The 20,637-nt window shown below is 35.4% G+C and carries 19 protein-coding genes; 6 read left to right on the forward strand and 13 right to left on the reverse strand.

The window, feature by feature from the left end; translation table 11 throughout:
- Positions 1-25 precede the first annotated feature (25 nt).
- The 4 genes from C8N46_RS13315 to C8N46_RS13330 form a co-directional block, all read right to left on the reverse strand.
- On the reverse strand, positions 26-364 hold the full coding sequence (locus C8N46_RS13315) for a hypothetical protein (protein ID WP_108115406.1): 339 nt from the start codon (positions 362-364) through the stop codon (positions 26-28).
- Positions 365-380: 16 nt separating this feature from the next.
- A complete protein-coding gene (locus tag C8N46_RS13320) occupies positions 381-719 on the reverse strand; it encodes a hypothetical protein (RefSeq protein WP_108115407.1) in 339 nt (112 codons plus the stop codon).
- 3 nt (positions 720-722) lie between these two features.
- Positions 723-2,219, reverse strand: a complete 1,497-nt coding sequence (locus C8N46_RS13325) for a DUF6973 domain-containing protein (RefSeq protein ID WP_108115408.1) — start codon at positions 2,217-2,219, stop codon at positions 723-725.
- Positions 2,220-2,340: 121 nt separating this feature from the next.
- A complete protein-coding gene (locus C8N46_RS13330; protein ID WP_108115409.1) occupies positions 2,341-3,528 on the reverse strand; it encodes a phosphoglycerate kinase in 1,188 nt (395 codons plus the stop codon).
- Positions 3,529-3,769: 241 nt separating this feature from the next.
- Here C8N46_RS13330 and C8N46_RS13335 point away from each other — a divergent pair, with 241 nt between their 5' ends.
- Positions 3,770-4,930 carry a DNA polymerase III subunit gene (locus tag C8N46_RS13335; RefSeq protein WP_108115610.1) on the forward strand — a complete coding sequence of 387 codons (1,161 nt, stop codon included), beginning with the start codon at positions 3,770-3,772 and terminating at the stop codon, positions 4,928-4,930.
- Between the two features lie 9 nt (positions 4,931-4,939).
- On the opposite strand, the gene C8N46_RS13340 is transcribed toward C8N46_RS13335, so the two are convergent.
- The 6 genes from C8N46_RS13340 to C8N46_RS13365 all read right to left on the reverse strand — a co-directional run bounded on the left by C8N46_RS13340 (position 4,940) and on the right by C8N46_RS13365 (position 13,353).
- Positions 4,940-5,290, reverse strand: coding sequence for a hypothetical protein (locus C8N46_RS13340; protein WP_108115410.1), 351 nt, complete (start codon positions 5,288-5,290; stop codon positions 4,940-4,942).
- Between the two features lie 95 nt (positions 5,291-5,385).
- Positions 5,386-7,986: a carboxypeptidase-like regulatory domain-containing protein gene (locus C8N46_RS13345; protein WP_108115411.1), complete on the reverse strand. Its 2,601-nt coding sequence runs from the start codon at positions 7,984-7,986 to the stop codon at positions 5,386-5,388.
- A 54-nt stretch (positions 7,987-8,040) separates the two neighbouring features.
- Entirely contained in the window at positions 8,041-8,961 is a 921-nt protein-coding gene (locus C8N46_RS13350; RefSeq protein WP_108115412.1) for a FecR family protein, read from the reverse strand.
- Positions 8,962-9,014: 53 nt separating this feature from the next.
- The gene (locus tag C8N46_RS13355) at positions 9,015-9,527 is read right to left on the reverse strand and encodes an RNA polymerase sigma factor (RefSeq protein WP_108115611.1); all 513 of its coding nucleotides are present in this window, start codon (positions 9,525-9,527) and stop codon (positions 9,015-9,017) included.
- Between the two features lie 594 nt (positions 9,528-10,121).
- The gene (locus C8N46_RS13360; protein ID WP_108115413.1) at positions 10,122-10,970 is read right to left on the reverse strand and encodes a DUF4249 domain-containing protein; all 849 of its coding nucleotides are present in this window, start codon (positions 10,968-10,970) and stop codon (positions 10,122-10,124) included.
- Between the two features lie 4 nt (positions 10,971-10,974).
- On the reverse strand, positions 10,975-13,353 hold the full coding sequence (locus C8N46_RS13365; protein WP_108115612.1) for a TonB-dependent receptor: 2,379 nt from the start codon (positions 13,351-13,353) through the stop codon (positions 10,975-10,977).
- A gap of 318 nt (positions 13,354-13,671) precedes the next feature.
- Between C8N46_RS13365 and C8N46_RS13370 the strand changes: the two genes are divergently transcribed.
- The 5 genes from C8N46_RS13370 to C8N46_RS13390 all read left to right on the forward strand — a co-directional run bounded on the left by C8N46_RS13370 (position 13,672) and on the right by C8N46_RS13390 (position 17,713).
- Entirely contained in the window at positions 13,672-14,925 is a 1,254-nt protein-coding gene (locus C8N46_RS13370; RefSeq protein WP_108115414.1) for a hypothetical protein, read from the forward strand.
- 191 nt (positions 14,926-15,116) lie between these two features.
- Positions 15,117-15,539 (forward strand): hypothetical protein, encoded by a 423-nt coding sequence (locus C8N46_RS13375; RefSeq protein ID WP_146169821.1) that lies wholly within the window; start codon positions 15,117-15,119, stop codon positions 15,537-15,539.
- An 8-nt stretch (positions 15,540-15,547) separates the two neighbouring features.
- Positions 15,548-16,174, forward strand: coding sequence for a hypothetical protein (locus C8N46_RS13380; protein ID WP_108115416.1), 627 nt, complete (start codon positions 15,548-15,550; stop codon positions 16,172-16,174).
- Positions 16,153-16,965, forward strand: coding sequence for a sensor histidine kinase (locus tag C8N46_RS13385; RefSeq protein WP_108115417.1), 813 nt, complete (start codon positions 16,153-16,155; stop codon positions 16,963-16,965). The genes C8N46_RS13380 and C8N46_RS13385 overlap by 22 nt, the downstream gene beginning before the upstream one ends.
- A gap of 1 nt (position 16,966) precedes the next feature.
- The gene (locus C8N46_RS13390) at positions 16,967-17,713 is read left to right on the forward strand and encodes a LytR/AlgR family response regulator transcription factor (protein ID WP_108115418.1); all 747 of its coding nucleotides are present in this window, start codon (positions 16,967-16,969) and stop codon (positions 17,711-17,713) included.
- Between the two features lie 282 nt (positions 17,714-17,995).
- Here C8N46_RS13390 and C8N46_RS13395 read toward each other — a convergent pair whose 3' ends face one another.
- The 3 genes from C8N46_RS13395 to C8N46_RS13405 form a co-directional block, all read right to left on the reverse strand.
- Positions 17,996-18,520, reverse strand: a complete 525-nt coding sequence (locus tag C8N46_RS13395) for an OmpH family outer membrane protein (protein ID WP_108115419.1) — start codon at positions 18,518-18,520, stop codon at positions 17,996-17,998.
- A gap of 296 nt (positions 18,521-18,816) precedes the next feature.
- Positions 18,817-19,659, reverse strand: coding sequence for a class I SAM-dependent methyltransferase (locus C8N46_RS13400; RefSeq protein ID WP_108115420.1), 843 nt, complete (start codon positions 19,657-19,659; stop codon positions 18,817-18,819).
- Between the two features lie 118 nt (positions 19,660-19,777).
- The gene (locus C8N46_RS13405) at positions 19,778-20,617 is read right to left on the reverse strand and encodes a GNAT family N-acetyltransferase (protein ID WP_108115421.1); all 840 of its coding nucleotides are present in this window, start codon (positions 20,615-20,617) and stop codon (positions 19,778-19,780) included.
- Between the last annotated feature and the right edge of the window lie 20 nt (positions 20,618-20,637).

Here is a 20,637-nt window from a genome sequence, read left to right on the forward strand (position 1 = left end):
GTTTACTACAAATGTTGAAGATTAGTTATTGTAAAACTTGTTCAACAGTCAATTTTCCGGCAGTGGCTTTGTATGGCTTGAAAATAAATTTTTTTGAAAGCCCTCCATAGTAATCAGTAGGTATGGAAAAATCTACTTTTCCAGTAAAGTAGAAAGGCAAACCATTATCTCGAAATTCAAATAAAACGGAATCATTTACAGTCCCTTTTATGGTAACTCTATAAGTTGTATAAGAGCCTTCTTTCTTGGGATATATTATTTCAGTTATTTCTTTATCAAATGATTCAATATCAGTTACTTTTCTTACTCTAGAGCAAGAAACCAATACTATTAGCAACAGACATAAAATGAATAGTTTTTTCATATACGTTAAAGAGTCATTATTGTAGAACTTGTTTAATTGTCAATTTTCCTGATGTGGCTTTGTAAGGATAAAAAGTTAATTTTTCTGAAATGCCTCCGTAATAATCCATTCTTTTGAATTCATTAATTTTTCCAAAATAATAAAATGAAAATGAGTCGTCGAAATATTCTATTTTTATAGAATCATTTACTTCTCCTTGAATTTCTACATAATATGTTGTGTAAGAGCCATCTTTTTTGGGGTGAATGACACTTGAAATTTCTTTATCAAACGTTTCAATAACAGTTACTTTACTTACTTTGGAACATGAATAAATGCTAATTAAGATAAAGCATGTAAAAATTATTTTTTTCATTGTTTACTGATTTGTGGGTATCAATTGGGAAGCATTGGTAGCTCTACAATTAGAATTTAAGTTATTTAGATATTTTAAACTACCATTGTTTAACGCATTGACAACTTCTTGTTCTATAACACTCATATCCAATTGCCCTAAATTGATACCTATATTATTATTGAATAAATCCATTTCTTTTTCTTTGTACTCATGGTAATAATCAAAGGATTGATTTTCATGCGCAGTGGTTAACTGATATGTTAAAGCTGCTCCTATACGATTGGTAGATAATGCATTCCACAAGGTATGTCGTAAAGCATCTCCTTTTCCATTGTATCTTTCACATGGTAAAGGAAATAATTCATCCGCTTTGTTTATAGCATTATATCCACTCCAAAGATATTTGATTTGTGTTTTTTTAGACAACGAATCAAAAATACTTAATTCTTCTTCTGACATTTGTAGCCTATAATCTTGTTCAAAGATTAAAATTTCTTCATAAAATTCATACGAAATCTCTGGTGAATCTTGGTGGACTTCCAAAAAATCTATAATAGTTTGTTGCGCATTTTCGTCACAATTGTTGTTTTGAAGAAAGTTTTGCATCGCTGAATACTCTCTAACGGTTAAACTTAACTGTTCAAAAATTGCGGAATCAATGGTAGTGTCATCATTTTGACCTAATTGACCAAAATTTATACAATCGACTATAGGCTGCCAAATTGGCGTCGGGTCTTCTAATGGAATGCTTTGTGTTTCATCATTTGAGCCATCACTACCACTAGAACTGCCCGAAGTATCACTATCATCTGAATCAGGATTATTGAGGGTTCCACTAGCATCACAACCTTCATATACCCATATATATTCATATTCACATCTCGTGGTTCCTGGCGGAAAGCATGTCGTCACTGCTTGTTGACATTCACAGTTGTCTCCAACCTCATGTCCGCCTGCTCCTGGTCCCCAACATTTTGACTGATACGTACAAACAAGATTATCAATAACTTCTACAAATTGAGGAACACAATCAGAAGCGTTTTTTGAGACTAAGCTTTCTCCTTGTATGAATTCTATTTCTAGGATACTCGTATCAAAAAAAATTTCACCGTTAGTGTCTACTGTGTAATGATATTTCAACAAGTATTGTTCGTAAGCTCCATCATTGTATTCTTTATAGGAGTAATTTTCAACTATGCTCGGCAGCATACTATCTCTTGTCACATAAAAAGTATAGGTGGTAAAGTTTTGTTGTTGAATGATTTGAACCTTACTTTTATTTATGTAGAAATTGTTTTCAGAAACTGTGTTTTTTTGTTTTGTATTTTCTATTGTAAGCTTTTCAATTTTTGCTAAGATATTAGAATGTGCTGCCTTGAAATGTTCGTAGCCAACAACAGAGATTGCTAATTCTTTATGTTGAGTATCCACAATACCTTGTTCAGAACTTTCTTTTTCACAGTTCCAGAAAAGAAGTAATACCAAAAGAAATGTTACGTAAAAGTTTTTTGATTTCATTTTTATTTTCTTACAAAATCAAAAATATATACATTTTTTATAAATACAAAATTTCTTACAAATCAAAAAGTCCAATTACGGGAATTGGACTTTTTTGAACTATTGATATGTTGCTAGATTCTTACTCCAAAATCGCAGCGATTCCTGGCAATGTTTTTCCTTCTAAGCTTTCCAACATGGCGCCGCCGCCTGTACTTACGTAACTTACTTTTGATTCAAATCCGAATTGTTTTACCGCAGCTACCGAATCGCCACCGCCAACTAGTGAAAACGCTCCGTTTTTGGTTGCTTCTGCAATGGCATCACCTAGTGCAATAGTACCTTTCGCAAAGGTTGGCATTTCAAATACGCCTAACGGTCCGTTCCATAAAATGGTTTTTGATTGTGCGATGACTTCTGCAAATTTTGCTTGTGTTGCTGGACCAGCATCCAATCCCATCCAGTCGTCTGGGATTTTAGTTACGTCGACGATTTTGGTGTTGGCATCATTCGCGAAAGCATCCGCGATTACAGAATCTACTGGTAAATGAATCGTCACATTTTTTGCTTTCGCTTCTGCCATAATTTCTTTTGCCAAGTCTAGTTTGTCATCTTCTACCAACGAGTTTCCGATGCTTCCACCTTGCGCTTTGATGAACGTAAAGGTCATTCCGCCACCAATGATTAAATGGTCAATTTTATCTAAGATATTGTCAATAATGGTAATTTTAGAAGATACTTTTGCGCCGCCTAACACCGCTGTAACTGGTTTTTCACCCGTTTCCATCACTTTGGCAATACTTTCTATTTCTTTTGCCAATAATAATCCGAAGCATTTTTTTTCTGGAAAGTTTTGTGCGATGATTGCTGTAGAAGCATGCGCTCTGTGTGCCGTTCCGAATGCGTCGTTTACATAAATATCGCCGTGTTTTGCCAATTGCGCCGCAAAGTTTTTATCACCTAGTTTTTCTTCTTCGTGAAAACGTAAATTTTCTAATAATAAGACTTCGCCATCTTCTAATCCTGCTACCGCTTTTTCGGCTTCTTCTCCAATACAGTTTCCTGCAAATTTCACCTCTACACCGATGACTTCAGATACTTTTTTAACAATATGACGCAGCGAGAATTCTTCTTGAAAGCCTTTTGGTCTTCCCAAGTGCGACATCAACACACAACTTCCGCCATCTTCCAAAATTTTGATAATGGTTGGTTTTGCCGCTTTGATGCGCGTATCGTCTGTTACTTGAAATTCATCGTTGAGTGGCACGTTAAAATCTACTCGAATGAGTGCTTTTTTACCGTTAAAGTTAAAATCGTTTAGCGTTTTCACAGTATTTCTTTTTTATGAGTTAAACTCTTGTTTTACATCTTAAATTTGTAAGCAAGATAAGTTGTTTTCTATTTTTTAGAAGGACTTTTGAGAAGTTTTTTTCCTTCAAACGTTTTAGTTGGCTGTTGCGCGACTAAAAATTACGGTTTCTTACTGCTTTTTGACATTTTTAGCGTGCTTTTTCAAGGATTTTATGGTGCTTATCACTCAAAAATTGAACACTTACAACTATATTTGTCACATGCTTTTTCAGGATATTTTAGGACTTACCCATATTAAAAAACATTTGACATTGAGTGCCGACAACGGACGCATTCCGCATGCGCAACTTTTTGTCGGTCCTGAAGGTTGTGGTACCTTGCCTATGGCAGTGGCGTATGCGCAGTATGTTTTGTGTAATAATGTTGACGGAGAAAATACGGGTGGAAACGAAGCTTGTAATTTGAAATTGAACCATTTTTCACATCCTGATTTGCATTTTGCATTTCCTGTGGCCGCAAATGATAAAGTGAAAAGTCATCCTGTTTCCAAGCACTTTTTGGAAGAATGGCGGCAGTTTTTGAAAGAGCAACCGTACGGAAATTTATTCGATTGGTATAAAATGCTTGGCATTGATAATAAGCAAGGACAAATTGGTGTTGATGAAGCTTTGGATGTGGTGAAATCGCTCACGTTAAAGTCGTATGAAGGCGGTTATAAAGTGATGATTATTTGGATGGCAGAACGCATGAATACCGCAGCTGCGAATAAATTGTTGAAATTGATTGAAGAGCCGCCAAATAAAACGCTTTTTATTTTGATTGCGGAAGACGAAGAACAGATTATTAATACGATTCGTTCGCGTTGTCAGATTTTACATTTTCCACCGTTGGGTGAAGAAGCTATTAAAGAATCGTTGATACAAAACTTGAATGTTTCGGAAGCAGAAGCGACGAAAATTGCGCATCAAGCGAATGGAAATTATAACAAAGCGGTGGATTTGGTGCATCAAGATTCGGAAGATTTGCTGTTTGAAACGTGGTTTGTTACGTGGGTTCGATCTGCCTTTAAGGCAAAAGGAAATAAAACTGCTATTCGCGATTTGATTGCGTGGAGCGAAGAAGTTGCCAAAACGGGACGTGAAACGCAAAAGAAGTTTTTAGGTTTTTGTTTGAATTTGTTCCGACAAGCCTTGTTACAGAATTACACCGCAACCGATTTGGTCTTTTTTGAATCGAACACCAAAGGATTTTTCTTGGAAAAATTTGCACCGTTTGTACACGGAAATAATATTATGGATATTTCCAACGAATTGCAAGATGCTATGTATCACATTGAGCGCAACGGAAATGCGAAAATCGTGTTGACAGACTTGTCGATTAAATTAACGCGATTGCTGCATCGAAAGGATTTGCCTTTGTAGTTAAAAACGCTACTTAGACCAAATTTTTATTTCACTTAAAAATTCAATAAACGCAACAATTCCAATAATAGTACCCATTACAATTCCACTTATAATTACCAAAGCAAATAAAGCAGGAATGGCTCTTAAAAAATTAAAAATTAGAATGGCTGCAAAAACTCCAATAATCGCCACAAAAATTGCTGTTAAAAAATATCCTTCATCACTGGAAATGTAATAAATATATTCTGCTGAGCATATTCCTATAACAGATACGACAACCCAAGTCGTTTCTGAAGGTTCTCTTTCAGAAAGACTAAAAAGAAAAGCTATAATACTTCCAACGATATTTTTAATTGCGTTTAGAATATTAGAAAACATTTTTACCGTTTTTTATGCCCTGTTTTGTTTCTTAAAGATATATATAACTTAATAAGTTATAAAATAAATTCTTTAAAGCGTTGAAAAGAATAGCATCAAAAATCCACACGAAAAACCAAATTCGGCGTGATGCCCAAAGAGAATTTATCTACCGTTTCTAGGCGAAATTGTACGTTGTTGTTTTGGTTGAGAAATGGTCGTATTTCGTAGTAACGTTCTAGCAGATTGTTTCTGTCGTAAATGTTTAGTAGTGAAAAGCCTATTTTTCCTTTCCATTTGTTCTTTTTGTCAAAATCAAAGGTATAGGTTCCTGAAAAATCCAAGCGATGATAGTCAGGAATCCGCGTGCTGTTGGTTTCTCCAATAAATACAAATAAGTCTCCATTGGTTTGCGTTTGTGACGTTACAGGCGTGTATGGCGTTCCTGTGCGGTAATTCCAACCCAACGAGAATTCAAAGTTGTCAATTGTATAGGAATGTGCCCAACGAAAGTAATGACGAATGTCGTAGTTGCCATCAAACGGTAAGCCGTTGTTGATACGCGAAAACTCAAAATTGTTGTCCGTGTACGAGTAGCCCATCCACGTTTTGTAATTGTTAATCTTTTTTTCAATCAATACATCTACACCGTAAATACGACTGTTTCCTTCGGTAAATGTTTCCAAAACACTGGTGTTTCCAAAGCTTCTGTTAAACGACGTGAGTCCCGTAATGTTTTTGTAATACATGTCCAAGTCCACTCTCCAGCCATTGTTGCTAAAGATAACGCCCGTAGAGATTTGCCTGCTTTTTAATACTGGAAATTCTTCTCCGTTAGCAATTGCCCATACTTGATTTTCCAATCCGAAGTTTGCCGTATTAAATTCCAGTATTTGACTGACTGCTTGGTGTTTTAATTCGCCCGAAAAATTCACCGTAAACAGGTCACTTAATTTCTTTTCAACGTACAGTCTTGGTTCAAAAAAGGCTTCTTTGGTGGTGCTAAAATAGTTGACACGTAAACCTGCGTTGACAATCAATTCCTTTTTGTTGTTGTATTTGTAGGCTGCAAATAACGCATGTGAGTTGTTGATGCTTTGTTCGCCTACGTTGTATGTAGTGACACCTTCTTCCGTTCCTCTGAATCCAGAAAAACCAAAAGAAACATCGTTGGAAGAAAATTGGTATCCTGACTGAATGCTGTTTTTTTCATTGAGCATCCAATTGGTGTTGTATGAAAACCCAATATCCTTGATTTTGTTGCGTTTTTGATCTTGTTCGGTAGCATTTACCAAGTTTCCTCGAAACCTTCCTAAATAATCAAAATCAAATCGAGAATAGTAAGCTTCCAACGAATGTGAAAAATTTGTATTCCACTGTCGCTTCCAAAGTCCGCTAAAACCACTGTTCCGAATGCTCAATTGATCACGCGAAGTTTCTTCAAACGCTTCTATTTCAGACAAAAAATCCAATTCGTTATTCGTACGCAAATTGCTAATCATAATTTCGTCTTTGTCTGAAAGTTTTCCAATCAGTTTGATGGTATAATCGGTAAAAAAGAAATTGTTTTCCGTTTCTGAGAACACGTTTTCTATGATTTCAGTACTTTCTGTAATTTTTGTGTTTTGAAAGACACGATCCGAAAAATTGTTGTACGTAAATGTTTCCAGAATGTCCGTAAATGCTCTACGTGCCGACACTGTAATTCCAAAGTTTTTGGCAATTGGCACTTTTAAATAGGCATCTGCGTGTGTCATATTAAATCCAAATCCTCCAGAAAGTTGTTTGGGAACTTTGGTATCGGTCTGAATGTCAATCACACCCGAAATACGATCGCCATAACGAGTTTCCGTTCCGCTTTTGTACACTGAAACTTCTTCAATAACGTATGGATTGAAGGCAGAGATTAGTCCAAAAAAGTGTCCCGAATGATACATTTTGATTCCGTCCCACAGGATTAAATTTTGATCTGGTGTTCCACCGCGAATGAACAATCCGGAAGCGGTTTCGTTCGGACTTTGAATGCCTGGCAAGAGTTGTATGCTTTGCAAAACGTCTGGTTCGGTGAGTCCTGGAAGAATTCCCAATTGAGAAGGCGATAAAGAAATAGAACCATCCGTGTTTTTGTCAATTCCAGATGTTAAATAGTTGCTCAGCAACACCGTTTCCAAATCGTACTGATCTGCTTCTAAGAAAATAGTTTCACACGGTATTTTTTGCAAACTTTGTGCTAACAAGCGTTGGGTTTTATAGCCTAAAAAGCGGATTTCAATGGTATCTGACGGAATGGCTAAAAACAGCTCAAATTTTCCTTCTGCATTGGTCACAGTTCCTTTGTTTTGAGAAATATTTACAACCGAAGCTTCTACAATAGGTGCGTTACTTTTGGTATCTTTTAGTGAACCACATATTCGAATTTTTCCAGCTTGTACTTGATTTCGGATGATGTAATAACGCTCATTGACTTTTTCAAAAACAATAGGGACTTGCTTTTGCAAACGCTGAATCACCGTATTTAGGGAAACATCCGTAACTTGTAGTGTAATAGTTTTGTTTTCGGCAAGCGCTGCATTGTAAGAGAATTTTACATCGTACGTTTTTTCAATTGCTGTGAGCACATTTTCAAGTGGTTCATTTTCAAACGAAAACGATCCATTGTTTTGGGCTAACAATGAAGAGGTGATGAATACTAAGACAACACTCAAGATAGTTCTCATAAACGTAATGGTAAAACTCCCTTCCTCTTACGAATTTCTCTTTTTATTAAGAAATTACTTCGTTTCTGTGAGTATAACTGCTTTTTTGCCTTTAAAAGTATATGAAATTTCCATAGCATCAAAGACAGTTCGTAGTGCTAGTTTTAAATTTTTATGAGAAAAAGTTCCTGTAAAACGTTGTGAAGCGTCTATTTGTTCATGTTGGAACTCAACATTGTATTGATTTTGAAGTGCTGTAATGACATGCTGTAGCGGCATTTCTCTGAAATTACTTTCGCCATCTCTCCACGAAGGATGCTTCGGATTGAAGTTCCATGAAGCAACTTGCCCGTTAATAGAAGAAAATGCATTTCCTTGTGTTAAAATAGCGGTTTCTTGCGTTTTAGAGGTCACTTTTACTTTTCCTTCATGACATTTTACTTCAAAGATATTTTTGTCGTTGGTAAGTACATTGAATTGTGTTCCTAATACCTCAACAGTTCCTAAAGCTGTTTGTACGGTAAACGTTTCTCCTTTTTTTACTTTGAAGAATGCTTCTCCTTCCAAGACAACCGTTCGGTCGTTTGCCCAAGAATTTTCGTTGAATGAAAGTGTTGTTTTGGCATTTAGGATAGCTTCTGAACCATCTGGTAAAATTACTGTTGTTTGCTCACCGAAATCTGTAGTAACCATTTCAGAAGCATTTAGGTAGAAATACGAAAAGCTAACAAAGAAAAGCACGACTGCAGCCGCAGCATATACCCAAGAAGTACGGAGTTTGCGTACTTTTGGAGTTGCTTTTTGTTGTTTTTGTTGAATCGATTGCAATACGGCTTTTTTATCAAATGAAGGTGCTTGCATTTGGTTGACACTTTCAATGATTTGCAGATAGTCCTGATACTCCTCAGCGCTTTCAAACCGAAGTTTTTCCGCTTCTGTGAGTTCATCAGCAAGCCATCTTGCTAAAAATGTATCATCATATTTTTCTTCCATCATTCGTGTTTGATTCGCTTATTAAACAGTTTCTCCACAAAATACCCTACCCTTTTTTAAATATTTCCTATTTCTTTTCGCATTGTTATCAGCGCTTTGTGCATTCTTTTTTCAACTGCTTTTACAGAAAGTCCAATGATTTCTGCAATTTCTGCATAGGTTTTTTTGTCAATTCTATTGAGTAAAAATACTTCGCGTTGTCCTTCTGGCAAATTGGCAATGGTTCGTTGCAATTTTTCTTGGAATTCTTTTTGTCGCAATAGGAATTCGGGTGTTTCGTTTGAAACTTTACTTTTGGTTTGTTGTTTGTATTTTAATACTACTTTTTCATGTGCCACCTCGTTTAAAAACATATTATTTGCTACGGTAAATAAATATGATTTTGCTTTGGTGTAAATTACTTTCGAACAGTTTTTCCACAATTTTATGAATGCTTCTTGCACAATGTCTTCCGCTTGCTGCTCGCTACCACACTTGTAATACACGAAATTCCGTAAGGTTTCGGCGTGTGTATTAAAGATACTTTCGTAGTGTTTTTGCTCACAAACAGATTTATCGTCTGAGGTCATTAATTGGCTTCTAAATGTTCGATTTTCAAAACTACGTAAATTTATTTTTAAATTTTTTTTAAATATCGGTAGGGTATTTTGAAAGTTGCCTGTTTTATCATCAAACAACGCACAAAAAAGATAATAAATACTTAGAAATTTAACATTTCTAAACGTTCATAAAAATTAATTAAGTTCAATTAAGTCGGTTTTTTATTAGTTGAAAATAAGTGGCAGCAAAGCTATTGAGATCGAGGCTAAAGTCTTTGTTGCCCTTTTTTTAACTGAACTTACAAAATTAGCATGGGAAAACGAATGTTATGAAAAAGAAAAGCAACTATTTCAGTAGTTGTTTCACAAAGTTCGGGAAAAAGAAAATACATCTCAAAACCTATTTACTAGTTTTTCTTCCCTCGGTAATGTCTTAGTATTACCGGGGTTTTTTTATGCCTTTTTTTTAAGAATCAAGATTTTTGGAAGCTGGAATCAAGACTCATTTTTTTTGATTTTTCTCACATCTGAAAAAGTCTAGACTCTTGACGCTAGATTCTGAAAATTACTTTTATAATTCCTTACACTAAGATTCCTGCCTACGCAGGAATGACAAAAGACACTTTATTGAAACGTATAATCTACTTGATCAAATTCGGTAACTCTGAAATAACCGAAGGCGTAATTGTCTTCGTTAGTTACATTGATACAGTTTCCGCGAATTTCTGCGGGCGTGGTTGCAAACGGATTCCCTGCCGAATCGTACTGTTCTATAAGTAAAGTAATGAAATTGTAATAGCGCTCCGAAATACCAAAAAGCTTGATGTTTACCGAATCTCCAGGGTCAAATTGATTGTCGGGATTGTCATCATCTTCATCTTTTTCAAAGAATTCATCTTGTACATTTCCGTTGGTAAATTCGTCCGAACGTGTTTCAATAATCGGAAATAAATCGCCCACTTCTTGCAAGCGTATCATATAGTAATTTCCTAGTTCTTGCGGATCGTCATACGTAATGTTAACATCTAGTAAATCTTCGTCAAAACCACCTTCAAACGACTGAAATACTTCATTGATGCCTGTAATTGGCATTAGGGTTTCGGTAGCGTTATATACTTCACCGTTGTACACAACTTCCAATGTGTAGGAATTGTTTAATAGTGGCACAAAACTGTTGGTTGTGTACGTTCCGTCGTTTTGGTCGGTAAAGATAAATTCTGCATTGGTATCATTGTTCGTCACTTTTACGCTAGCTCCTAATACGCTTGTATCCGAATTGTTGTCAAAAAACGGTGTAGAAGTGCTTAATTTTACCGTTTGATTGTTTCCTGCAGTACCTTTTTCCCAATCGAGAGACGCTTCAATCACTAATCGTGGTGGTGCTTCTGTCAACTCTACATCGATTGGATCATCGCATGAAATAAAAGTCGTTCCCAAGAAAACTAAAAGTAGGTATGCTATGTATTTTTTCATCTTCTTAAAATTTAAAATTATACGTGATTGACGGAATGACACTTCCAAAAATGGACAGTCTTCGGGCTTCGTTAATCCCAGTGTTAAAATCTTGTGTGAATGAGACAGAAGCAGCGTTTCTTCTCGCGTAAGCGTTATACAAACCAAAAACCCACTCACTTTGCCAGCGGCGATTTTTATTTTTGGAAGGTGTATAGGTTGCTGATACGTCTAATCGGTGATAATCAGGTAAACGATTGGCATTTCGTTGATTGAAACTCGCAATGGATAAATTATCGTATTCGTATTGTCCGTTCGGAAAAGTTACAGGACGACCTGTTTGATAGGCAAAATTTGCGCTGAATTTCCATTTTTCACTAAAATCATAACTTCCCGTGATGGAAATATCGTGCGTTCTGTCGAATGGTGTATTGTACCAATTTCCACGATTAATGCCTGGTCCGCCAGCAATTCCGCCCAATGCACGTTGTTCCGATTTTGATAAGGTATACGCTACCCAACCTTTGAATTTTCCTTTGTCTTTTCGGAATAATACTTCCAAACCATACGCACGCGCTTCTCCGTTTAAGATTTCAGTTTCAATATTGTTTGTTCCGATTAAGTTGGAGCCGTCGATATAGTCAATTCGGTTATCTACGTTTTTATAGTACGCTTCTACTTCTAGCGAATATGTTTTATCGTTAAAGTTTCGATAATAACCCGCCGCATATTGATTGGATTTTTGTGGATCGATGTATTCGCCACTTGGAGCCCAAACGTCCAACGGCGTTACCGAAATGGTGTTGGACAACAAGTGTACATATTGTACCGAACGCGTGTAACTTGCTTTTACCGAAGATTCGTCATTGAGTTGATATGACAGTCCTAAACGCGGTTCAACATTTGCAAAGGTTTTGATGCTTTCGTTTTTGTCATATTCCGTAGTGCCAATCTCCTCGCCTTCTTCATAGATGCCAATTTCGTCATTGTACACTACAGGTTGATTGTTGGCGTAGTTTGACAATGCTTGTCCGCCCAAACGACTAAACATACTGAGTCGTACTCCGTATTGCGCGGTTAATTTGTCTGATAGTTTATGTTCTGCGCTGATGTACGCGGCGCCTTCAAAAGCTCTTTTTTGATCGAGTTTTCGATAGTTGATAGTCGAGCTTGGGTCTGAAGGACGTACAATTCCAGGATTGAAATCGTAGGTGATTCCGCTGACACCAAAATCGAGTTTGAGTTTGTCATTGGCGTAGTAACGCAAATCGTATTTTAGGTTGAAATTTTTAATGTCGGAAATCCAATCGAGTTTGATGAAATCTAGAATTACTTCGTAATCGTATTCGCTATAGATAAACGAGAGATTGGAGAAGAGTTTTTCATTAAATACATGATTCCAACGCAAGTTTGCCGACGCATTTCCGTAACGGTTTTTGATGAATTGTGAAATGTCAAAAATATCTCTTCCAAAATAGCCAGAAAGATAAATTCGGTTGTTTTCGTCAATTTCGTAATTGGTTTTAAGGTTTAAATCGTAAAACGAAATTTTATCATCGGCAATTTCTTCAATTAGTGGCATGAATAAATGTGCATACGAGCTTCTTCCCGCTACTAAAAATGAGCCTTTTTTGTTAAACATTGGACCTTCTACCGCCAAACGACTTGAAATGAGTCCGACACCGCCGTTGACTTCCAGATTTTTACTGTTTCCATCTTTCTGACGTACGTCTAACACCGACGAAATTCGACCACCATATTTTGCGGGAATGTCTCCTTTGTAGAGTTTGATATCTTTGATTGCATCTGCATTAAATACTGAGAAAAACCCAAAAAAGTGTGAGGTATTGTAAATGATGGCTTCGTCCAGCAATACCAAATTTTGATCGGCCGCGCCACCGCGCACATTGAAACCTGCCGTTCCTTCACCTGAATTTGTAACACCTGGCAATAATTGAATCGATTTGAGCACATCTACTTCACCTAATACTACCGGCATTTGTTTGATGGTGGCGGCATTGAGTTTTGAAACGCTCATTTGTGGCTTTCGGATGCTGACACGTTCCGATTCTTCGGCTTCTATCACAACCGTTTCCAGCGATGTAGACGCTTCCGTGATTTCAAAATTTACCGTTTGGTCTACGTTGAGCGTAATTTCTTTGGTAATAGTTTCGTACCCTAAAAAAGAGACAACCAACGTATAGTTGCCTTCGGTTGCGGTGAGCGAGTAAAAACCGTATTCGTTGGTAACGGCGCCATTAGTTGTACCTTTTAAATATACCGTTGCGCCCAACAGCGTTTCTCCATTTTTTTTGTCTTTAATAGTTCCGCTTACGCTGAATTTTTCCTGTGCGAAGAGAAAAGTTGTCATGAGTAGAAAGAGACAAACGAGCCTATGTTTCATGTGTGGTCTGTGTTTTTCAATTGATTCGTATAGCATCTTGACGGTTCAGATTGCAAAAGGTTACGTGGTTCTCTTGAATTTTACACAAAATTAACGTTCTCATTGCAGAGCTTTTGGTTTTTGTAGGTTTTTTAACAAAGTATTATAAAATCAGGCAAACCGTTTATCGAATCAACTTCACGTTTCATAAAGCTACACTATTCATTTGAGTATTCTCTTTTCACTTTTGTGATATGAATTACGTAATGACACAACCTCAACGGCGGAAACCGAAAAGCCATTTTTTAATAGAGTAGGTAAAAAATTAAATCAAAGATTATGAAAAATATAAAAGAATGTACAAAAATCAGACAGTTTAAAGGCATTTATTCGTGTGATAATTATGCAGATGTGTATATAGGAGACTGCAATCAAGTTCGGCAAAAAATAGCGAGTAATAGCTCTTTAGATTCCGTTCAATTTGAAGCAAAAGCAACTTGTGAAGCGTTTATTTATTTTGTGTGTTGGAGTGATGATGGCGGTTTAAACGGATTGCTTGCAGAACTTCACGGAAGCAACAGTGCATTGTCTGGAACAAATGCAAAATGGGAAGTGTTTCCAACAGGAATTAATTTTAGTTCACACACTACTCGACCTTCAGAAAAGTTGATAAATACTGAGCTCAAAAAAGCGCATTGTAAAAAATGGAAAAAGGTTACTAAAGGAAATACAAATGGTAAACGACCTTTTAGAACGTATCAAGATATAAGCAAAAATGCACATTTTATTTGGTACGATTCAGGGAAAGATTCTTCTGCTGGCGCACCATTTCAAGGGTTTAATCATGATGAGTTTTTGATTTTTAGATTTCCTATTCGCGAATTGTTTGTGGAAGAATGTCATGACTGCAAGCAAGATTATGAGTGTGATGATAACTGCCATTGTGGTGCTTGCGCTGATTCTATAAAGAATGAACGAAAATTGTTGAAAAAGTCAGCCTTAGAAAAAACTTTTGTCATTAAAGGTGATGAGAATAATTCAAGAAGATGTAAAGCGCCTTATTCTGAAGAAACCTGCTCTACACTCGATTTACCAAGATTGGAACCTTGCTTCTATTTGCATTGGGGAGATAGTCAAAAGGATCAAATGGAAACACATGATGATGAAGTTTTATACATCACAGCGTGCAATCCGTATGGTAATTTGAGTTTTAGAGGTGTAACCATCACAAGTATTAGCATCCTATACAAAAAAGGATTTGTTAAAAAAGGTGATGACACTATCAGAGCCGCGGCTACTATTGGTCAGCATATACCTAATGAACATCCTGATGGATCTGTAAAACCTAATACACCAATACTAACTACCCATCAAGTTGTGACAGATGGAAGCATCCAAATTGTGCCAAACCGTTTAATTCATTTGGGAGATTTGTGTGGATGTAGCTGTGCGAGTCAGGCATTATACTTATCTATTCAAAATGCCAAACCAACAGATTATGAGATTTTGATTGAGTATTGTATTGATCAAATTGAAATCAATCAAGATAATACAGGAAAAACACGCTTTCCTATTTCGCTCATAAAGAGTTAATTACCCATTTTAAAAAACATTCCGTCAATTTCGGTTGGCGGAACCTAAAAATTACAATTATGAAAACAAATACAATATATTTAACAATTTTATTCTTACTTTTAGTGTTGAATAGTTGCTGCGATGAGACTCCTAAAGTTAATCTTGCGGTAGTACCAGACACGGCTTTATGCACTATAGATGCCCAAACGATGGAAGATAATTATATCGTAAATAAAGATTTTATCAATCATCCTGAATATGACAATAGAGTTATTTCATTTACCAATAAGCAAATGGTGGATGGTTTAACATATCTCAGAGAAAAAGCTAAGGAACACAATGTAAACGAAGAAGAATTGGGTTTTCGTGTGTATATCGGTGCCAAGTATATAGAAGATTACAATCAGAAAGTAGATAAGGTTAAAGGTGATATGAAGTCTATCAGAAATGAACCTGGTATTTATTACACCACCGTGTTTTTTGTAGCCACCAAGAAAAGTGCTGATTCTGATGATGAAAATGATTATGAAAACGTATATGAAATCCCTGCTTTAAATTATGGAGGTTCTCGCAGACCGCCAAAGAAATACGAGCCTACTTTAAAATGTCAAGTACATAATGTAATACACTGATTTTTAGTATGCAGTTATTAGTAAACACCTTTTTTTTAAGCTTCCAAATAGCAGCTTTGATTGCTGCTATTTGGTATTGGCATGCGTATAAACATTCTACAGAGCGTTATTTTTTATGGTTTTTAATATATGTTGTCATTCATGAAATTGTGGGACTTACCTACGGATATTTATCAGACAATAGCAATGATATCATCTACAATGTATTTACATTAGTATCGTTTCTTTTTTACTTTTTTTGGTTTTCTAAAATTTTACGGAAACGGTTATTTTTAATTCCCGTTTTGCTCTCTATTTTTTTGATTTTTTATCTGTATGATTTGTTCGATAAGGATGTATTTTACAATTTGTACTTAAACCCTATCATTGCAGGCTCTTTTTGCATTTTAACCCTAACCATTAGCTATTTTGTAGAATTGCTGAACAACAACACCATTACATCTTTTGTTTCTTCGCAACGCTTTTGGATTGTTACAGGATTGTTTTCTTTTTATATCGGATTGATTCCGTTGCTGATTTTTCATCGTTTCCTGAATTATGGTAGCAATTTTTATTCGATAGTTATTACAGTCTTAAATGCAGTGTTGTATGGTTGTATTTTTAAAAGTTTTTTATGCTTGAGAAAGAAACCATAGAGAAGGTATTTTCAGAAGAAATATTCCTGCTTTTATCAGGCGCGGCATTGTTGATTGCAGTTGCGGTGGTGATTCTTTTTTATGTATTTAATTCGCGAAAGAATAAAATTTTAACCGAAAAAAGCTTGGCCGTCAATCAGTATGAAAAAAAGATGATTGAGTTGGAATTGAATGCGCTTCGCTCGCAAATGAATCCGCATTTTGTGCACAATTCACTCAACGCGATTCAGTATTATATTCAGCTGAATGATATTGAGCAATCGGAGAATTATTTGACGCGATTTTCAAAGTTGGTACGACAGTTTTTTGACTATTCGCGCAAGCAGCTCATTACGATTGAAGAAGAAATAGCATTGATTTCCAATTACTTATCGCTTGAAAAATTACGTTTTGAAGATACGCTTTTGTACGAGATTATTTGTGATGAAAATGTTGATGCAGATGCAGAAATGCCGTCAATGGTATTGCAACCGATTGTAGAAAATGCGGTGAATCACGGAATTTTTCACAAGAAAACCACTGGAAAAGTGACCATTCATTTTTCGCAACTTTCAGACGAAAGTCTTCGCGTCGTAGTTAAAGATGACGGAATTGGCATCAAACAATCCAAAAAATTATCCAACAAAAACATAAAAAATCAAGGTTCCCATTCTTCACAAGTGCTGGACGAACGCTTAAAATTACTAGAACAAATAGACAGTTGGCATGTACTATATACTATTGAAGATCTTTCAGAAGTAGAAAACACGCAAGGCACGATTGTAACCCTAACTTTTAAACTACCAAATTGATATGACTGTAACTGCTATTTTAATTGATGATGAACATAAATCGTTGGCGATTTTAAGAAATAAACTGAAACGTTTGTGTCCGAATGTTGATATTATCGGCGAAACCCAAGATGCTGAAGAAGCCATTACATTGATTCAAGAAAAACAACCACAATTGGTGTTTTTGGACATTGCCATGCCTAGCATGAATGGTTTTGAAGTGCTGGAGAACATATCGAAACCCAATTTTGAGGTGATTTTTGTGACTGCTTTTGACAATTTCGCCATTGAAGCCATCAAACATTGCGCGATTGGATATATTGTAAAACCCATTGACAGTCAAGATTTGATTCAGGCAGTTTCGGTTGCAACACAAAATATTTCCGATAAAACTGCGCTTCAAAAAAACCGCCAATTAATTGAAAATTTAGGCATTCAGTCGTTTCAGCAGAAAAAAATTGTCATTCCGTGTCAGGAAGGTTTGGAGTTTGTAAAAATTGAGGAAATCATTCACTGTCAAGGAATGGACGGTTATACTAAAATTCATTTTCGGAACGGAAAACCGATGGTGAGTTCGTACAGTATTGGTCATTTTCACAAGTTGTTGCAACACAGTGATTTTTACCTCATTCACAAATCGCACCTCATCAATATCAACTATATCGAAAAGTATTTAAACGAAGGGTATGTGGTGTTGCAAGACCATCATAAGTTGCCTGTTTCAAGGAATAAACGTTCGGATTTTTTGGAACTTGTTCGGAATTGTTAGTGTGACGATTCGCTAATTTGAAAATGTGTCAATTTGAAAATTTTTGTGTAATAGCTGCGCTGTTTTTTTGTGTTTTTGTTCTTTGTATTTCGTGTTTTGACGTTTTTTAACTTCAAGTTCGAATTCAATTTCAAGTTCAGATTCAAACAAAAAAAGACCTTCTTTCGAAAGTCTTTTACGTGAATCTTGTAGTTTATATCTTGATTGTAGTCTAGTTTTCTTTTTAAAAAGAAAAAATCATTGGTACATTTTCAAATTGAAGAATTGGTACATTAAAAACGTTTATTTTTTCTTGTCAGCATATTGTTTGTTCAATGCTTCCAATACTTTTTGTGTTAAATCGTGCTCTTCTTTTCCAAAATATAAGCTTGCTGTATTGTCATTTTGCCCGATGATAAAATCGTAGTTGTTGTCCTTTCCGTATTTTTCAACAAATTTCTTAACTGTGCTGATGAGCGAATCGTTTTGTGTTTTGCTGTCGTCAGAAATACGTTTTTGTTCAATGTTGATTTGCTGATCCAAACGTTGTCCTAATTGTTGAATTTGCATCGATAATTCTTCTTGCTTTTTAGCAGATGCTTTGGCTGCTTTTTCTTGTGCTTGTTTATACTCTAAATTAAACATTTGCTGCATGCTGTCTTTTCGTTTGTTGAAATTGTCAATACGCGTTTTAAAAACAGCTTCCAAATCTTTTTTCTCTTGATATTCGTTGATGAGTTCTGAATTATTTACAAAACCAATTTTCGCAGATTTCTCACATGACACAAATGCCATTACTGCAATTCCTAAAACAATGAGTTTTTTCATTTTGTATACTTTTTAAGTGTTGTCAAATTTTTTCGAGATGAAGCAACATGTTCCTTCTATCATCTTTTTGTTGGCGCAAAAATAAAAATAAAGTTCACATAACAACTTCTGAAAATTGAGGGAATTTATGTGTTTTTTGGTATTATAAGTAAAAATTATATTTAATCGCTAAAATATAGATTTCGTCAATTAAAAAGCGCTTTTAAAAACGGCTTTTTTAACTCGTTTTATAAAAATTCTAATATAGTTTACTATTTTATATGAAAACTACGCTTAAAAGTGCTTTAAATACGGTTTTAGTCATTCTGAATGACATAAATGAGCGAAGAATACTCAGAAGACGACTTGGCTTTGAGATTTGACAAAAATCCTCTGTAAAATCCTTTGATCGGATTCATTTTGCCATTTTTGTGTTTTTCGGAAAGCAGACTTACATAATAGGCATCAAATTTCATTGGTAAGATTTTTACTACTTTCATATTTTCTTTCTGAAAAAGCTTTTTTATAGATGTTTGAGAAAAATGCCATAAGTGTCGTGGAACATCATAGGCTGCCCAAAATTCTTTGTAATGTTTTGCATCATGACTTTTGAAATTCGGCACCGCAATAAAAATAGTTCCGTTCGGTTTGAGCAATCTCTTTAACGTTTGAATCTGCTCAGACAAATTTGGAACGTGTTCCAATACATGCCACATCGTAATCGCATCAAAACTTTCATTCGGAATTTGAGAAAGGTATTCGTTGGTTTCAATTTTGGTAGCTGTTTTTTTAGAAGCAATTTTTCGTGCTTGCGCATCAGGTTCTACTCCTGCAATTTCCCAATGTCTTTTTTTGGCGATTGCTAAAAAGTCACCTGTTCCACATCCAATGTCTAATAATTTTTTAGTATCACTTTTTGTGTGTTGCTCTACAAGCTTTATTTTTTTGGAAAGCATATACGAGCGAACCCAATGATAGATTTTTTCAAAGAGATTGCGTTTGGCGTCGGTATGCGAAATGTAATCTTCACTTTCGTAATACGAACCTAATTTTTCCAAGCTCGGTTGCGGTTCGGTTTTGTATAGTTCCAAAACGGCATCAAAAACCAGTTGAAATTCTTCTCCTGAAACGGAATAATCTTTTACGCTCTTATTTTCCATTGTTAGTTTTCTGCGATATGTTCCACGTGGAACATTTTATTTTTATAGTGTTCTCGACTGCGCTCGAACGGACAAATTGCCTTTCGTTTACAAATGTATGTTGATTATTGAAATTTTGTTAATCATACTTTGCAAAATCAAAACTCATATCGTATTGATCGATATAATTATCAAAATTCATCTTTTTAAAAAATTTGTGCATATTTTGATTTTCTGAATCGATATTGATGATATTATAATTTCCGTTTGGCAATCCTGAAAATAAAACAGTACCATATTTTTCCCAATTATTATTTTTTACACCAAGTCTGTGAATTCTTTTTGAAGTTTTATGAAAAATCAAATAAGCAACGCGTTCTTTTGTATCAAAAATGGAAAGAGCAATTAAATTGTGTTTGTACTTTTCTAAAAAATGATCTTGATTTTCTATAGAAGGAAGATAATTCTGCAAAAGACTAAAGTCTGAGAACTTAAAATCAGTTTTCGTTTCGATTTCAAACTCAGTTTCAACTTCGATGCCTTTCCACTCAAATTTATATAAGTGATATTTTTTATCAATTGAAAAACCTACTTTTTGATACGCCGCAATGGCACGTTCATTATTGGTAATGCATTCCAATGTGCTTTTTTGAATTCCTTTTTCTTTTAAAACAGCAATCGCTTTTTCATATAATTTAGTCAGCAAACCTTGTCTTCGATATTTCGGAATGATTCCCGTAGAAGCATTGTACGCTACTTTAGTTTCTCTATAAAAATTGATGGCGTGAATAAGGAATCCGACAAGTTCATTTTTGTCAAAAACACCAAAAGATAATGTATAATCCACACCAGAAGCTACCCAACGTTCATTTACATATTCTTCTGTAAAATTAATCGGCACAAAGTAATCTGAAAAGGCATGATTGAGTGTTGAAACAATCGTTGAAATCGGTGTATGTGCTAAAGATTTAATTTCCATAAAAAAAGTGTTCCACGTGG

The organism is Kordia periserrulae (assembly GCF_003054265.1).
Classification (GTDB): domain Bacteria; phylum Bacteroidota; class Bacteroidia; order Flavobacteriales; family Flavobacteriaceae; genus Kordia; species Kordia periserrulae.

Coding starts and splice junctions, on each gene's coding strand:
- C8N46_RS13315 (WP_108115406.1), bottom strand. CDS start 364: ATGAAAAAACTATTCATTTTATGTCTGTTGCTAATAGTATTGGTTTCT.
- C8N46_RS13320 (WP_108115407.1), bottom strand. CDS start 719: ATGAAAAAAATAATTTTTACATGCTTTATCTTAATTAGCATTTATTCA.
- C8N46_RS13325 (WP_108115408.1), bottom strand. CDS start 2,219: ATGAAATCAAAAAACTTTTACGTAACATTTCTTTTGGTATTACTTCTT.
- C8N46_RS13335 (WP_108115610.1), top strand. CDS start 3,770: ATGCTTTTTCAGGATATTTTAGGACTTACCCATATTAAAAAACATTTG.
- C8N46_RS13340 (WP_108115410.1), bottom strand. CDS start 5,290: ATGTTTTCTAATATTCTAAACGCAATTAAAAATATCGTTGGAAGTATT.
- C8N46_RS13345 (WP_108115411.1), bottom strand. CDS start 7,986: ATGAGAACTATCTTGAGTGTTGTCTTAGTATTCATCACCTCTTCATTG.
- C8N46_RS13350 (WP_108115412.1), bottom strand. CDS start 8,961: ATGATGGAAGAAAAATATGATGATACATTTTTAGCAAGATGGCTTGCT.
- C8N46_RS13355 (WP_108115611.1), bottom strand. CDS start 9,527: ATGACCTCAGACGATAAATCTGTTTGTGAGCAAAAACACTACGAAAGT.
- C8N46_RS13360 (WP_108115413.1), bottom strand. CDS start 10,970: ATGAAAAAATACATAGCATACCTACTTTTAGTTTTCTTGGGAACGACT.
- C8N46_RS13365 (WP_108115612.1), bottom strand. CDS start 13,353: ATGAAACATAGGCTCGTTTGTCTCTTTCTACTCATGACAACTTTTCTC.
- C8N46_RS13370 (WP_108115414.1), top strand. CDS start 13,672: ATGAAAAATATAAAAGAATGTACAAAAATCAGACAGTTTAAAGGCATT.
- C8N46_RS13375 (WP_146169821.1), top strand. CDS start 15,117: ATGGAAGATAATTATATCGTAAATAAAGATTTTATCAATCATCCTGAA.
- C8N46_RS13380 (WP_108115416.1), top strand. CDS start 15,548: ATGCAGTTATTAGTAAACACCTTTTTTTTAAGCTTCCAAATAGCAGCT.
- C8N46_RS13385 (WP_108115417.1), top strand. CDS start 16,153: ATGCTTGAGAAAGAAACCATAGAGAAGGTATTTTCAGAAGAAATATTC.
- C8N46_RS13390 (WP_108115418.1), top strand. CDS start 16,967: ATGACTGTAACTGCTATTTTAATTGATGATGAACATAAATCGTTGGCG.
- C8N46_RS13395 (WP_108115419.1), bottom strand. CDS start 18,520: ATGAAAAAACTCATTGTTTTAGGAATTGCAGTAATGGCATTTGTGTCA.
- C8N46_RS13400 (WP_108115420.1), bottom strand. CDS start 19,659: ATGGAAAATAAGAGCGTAAAAGATTATTCCGTTTCAGGAGAAGAATTT.
- C8N46_RS13405 (WP_108115421.1), bottom strand. CDS start 20,617: ATGGAAATTAAATCTTTAGCACATACACCGATTTCAACGATTGTTTCA.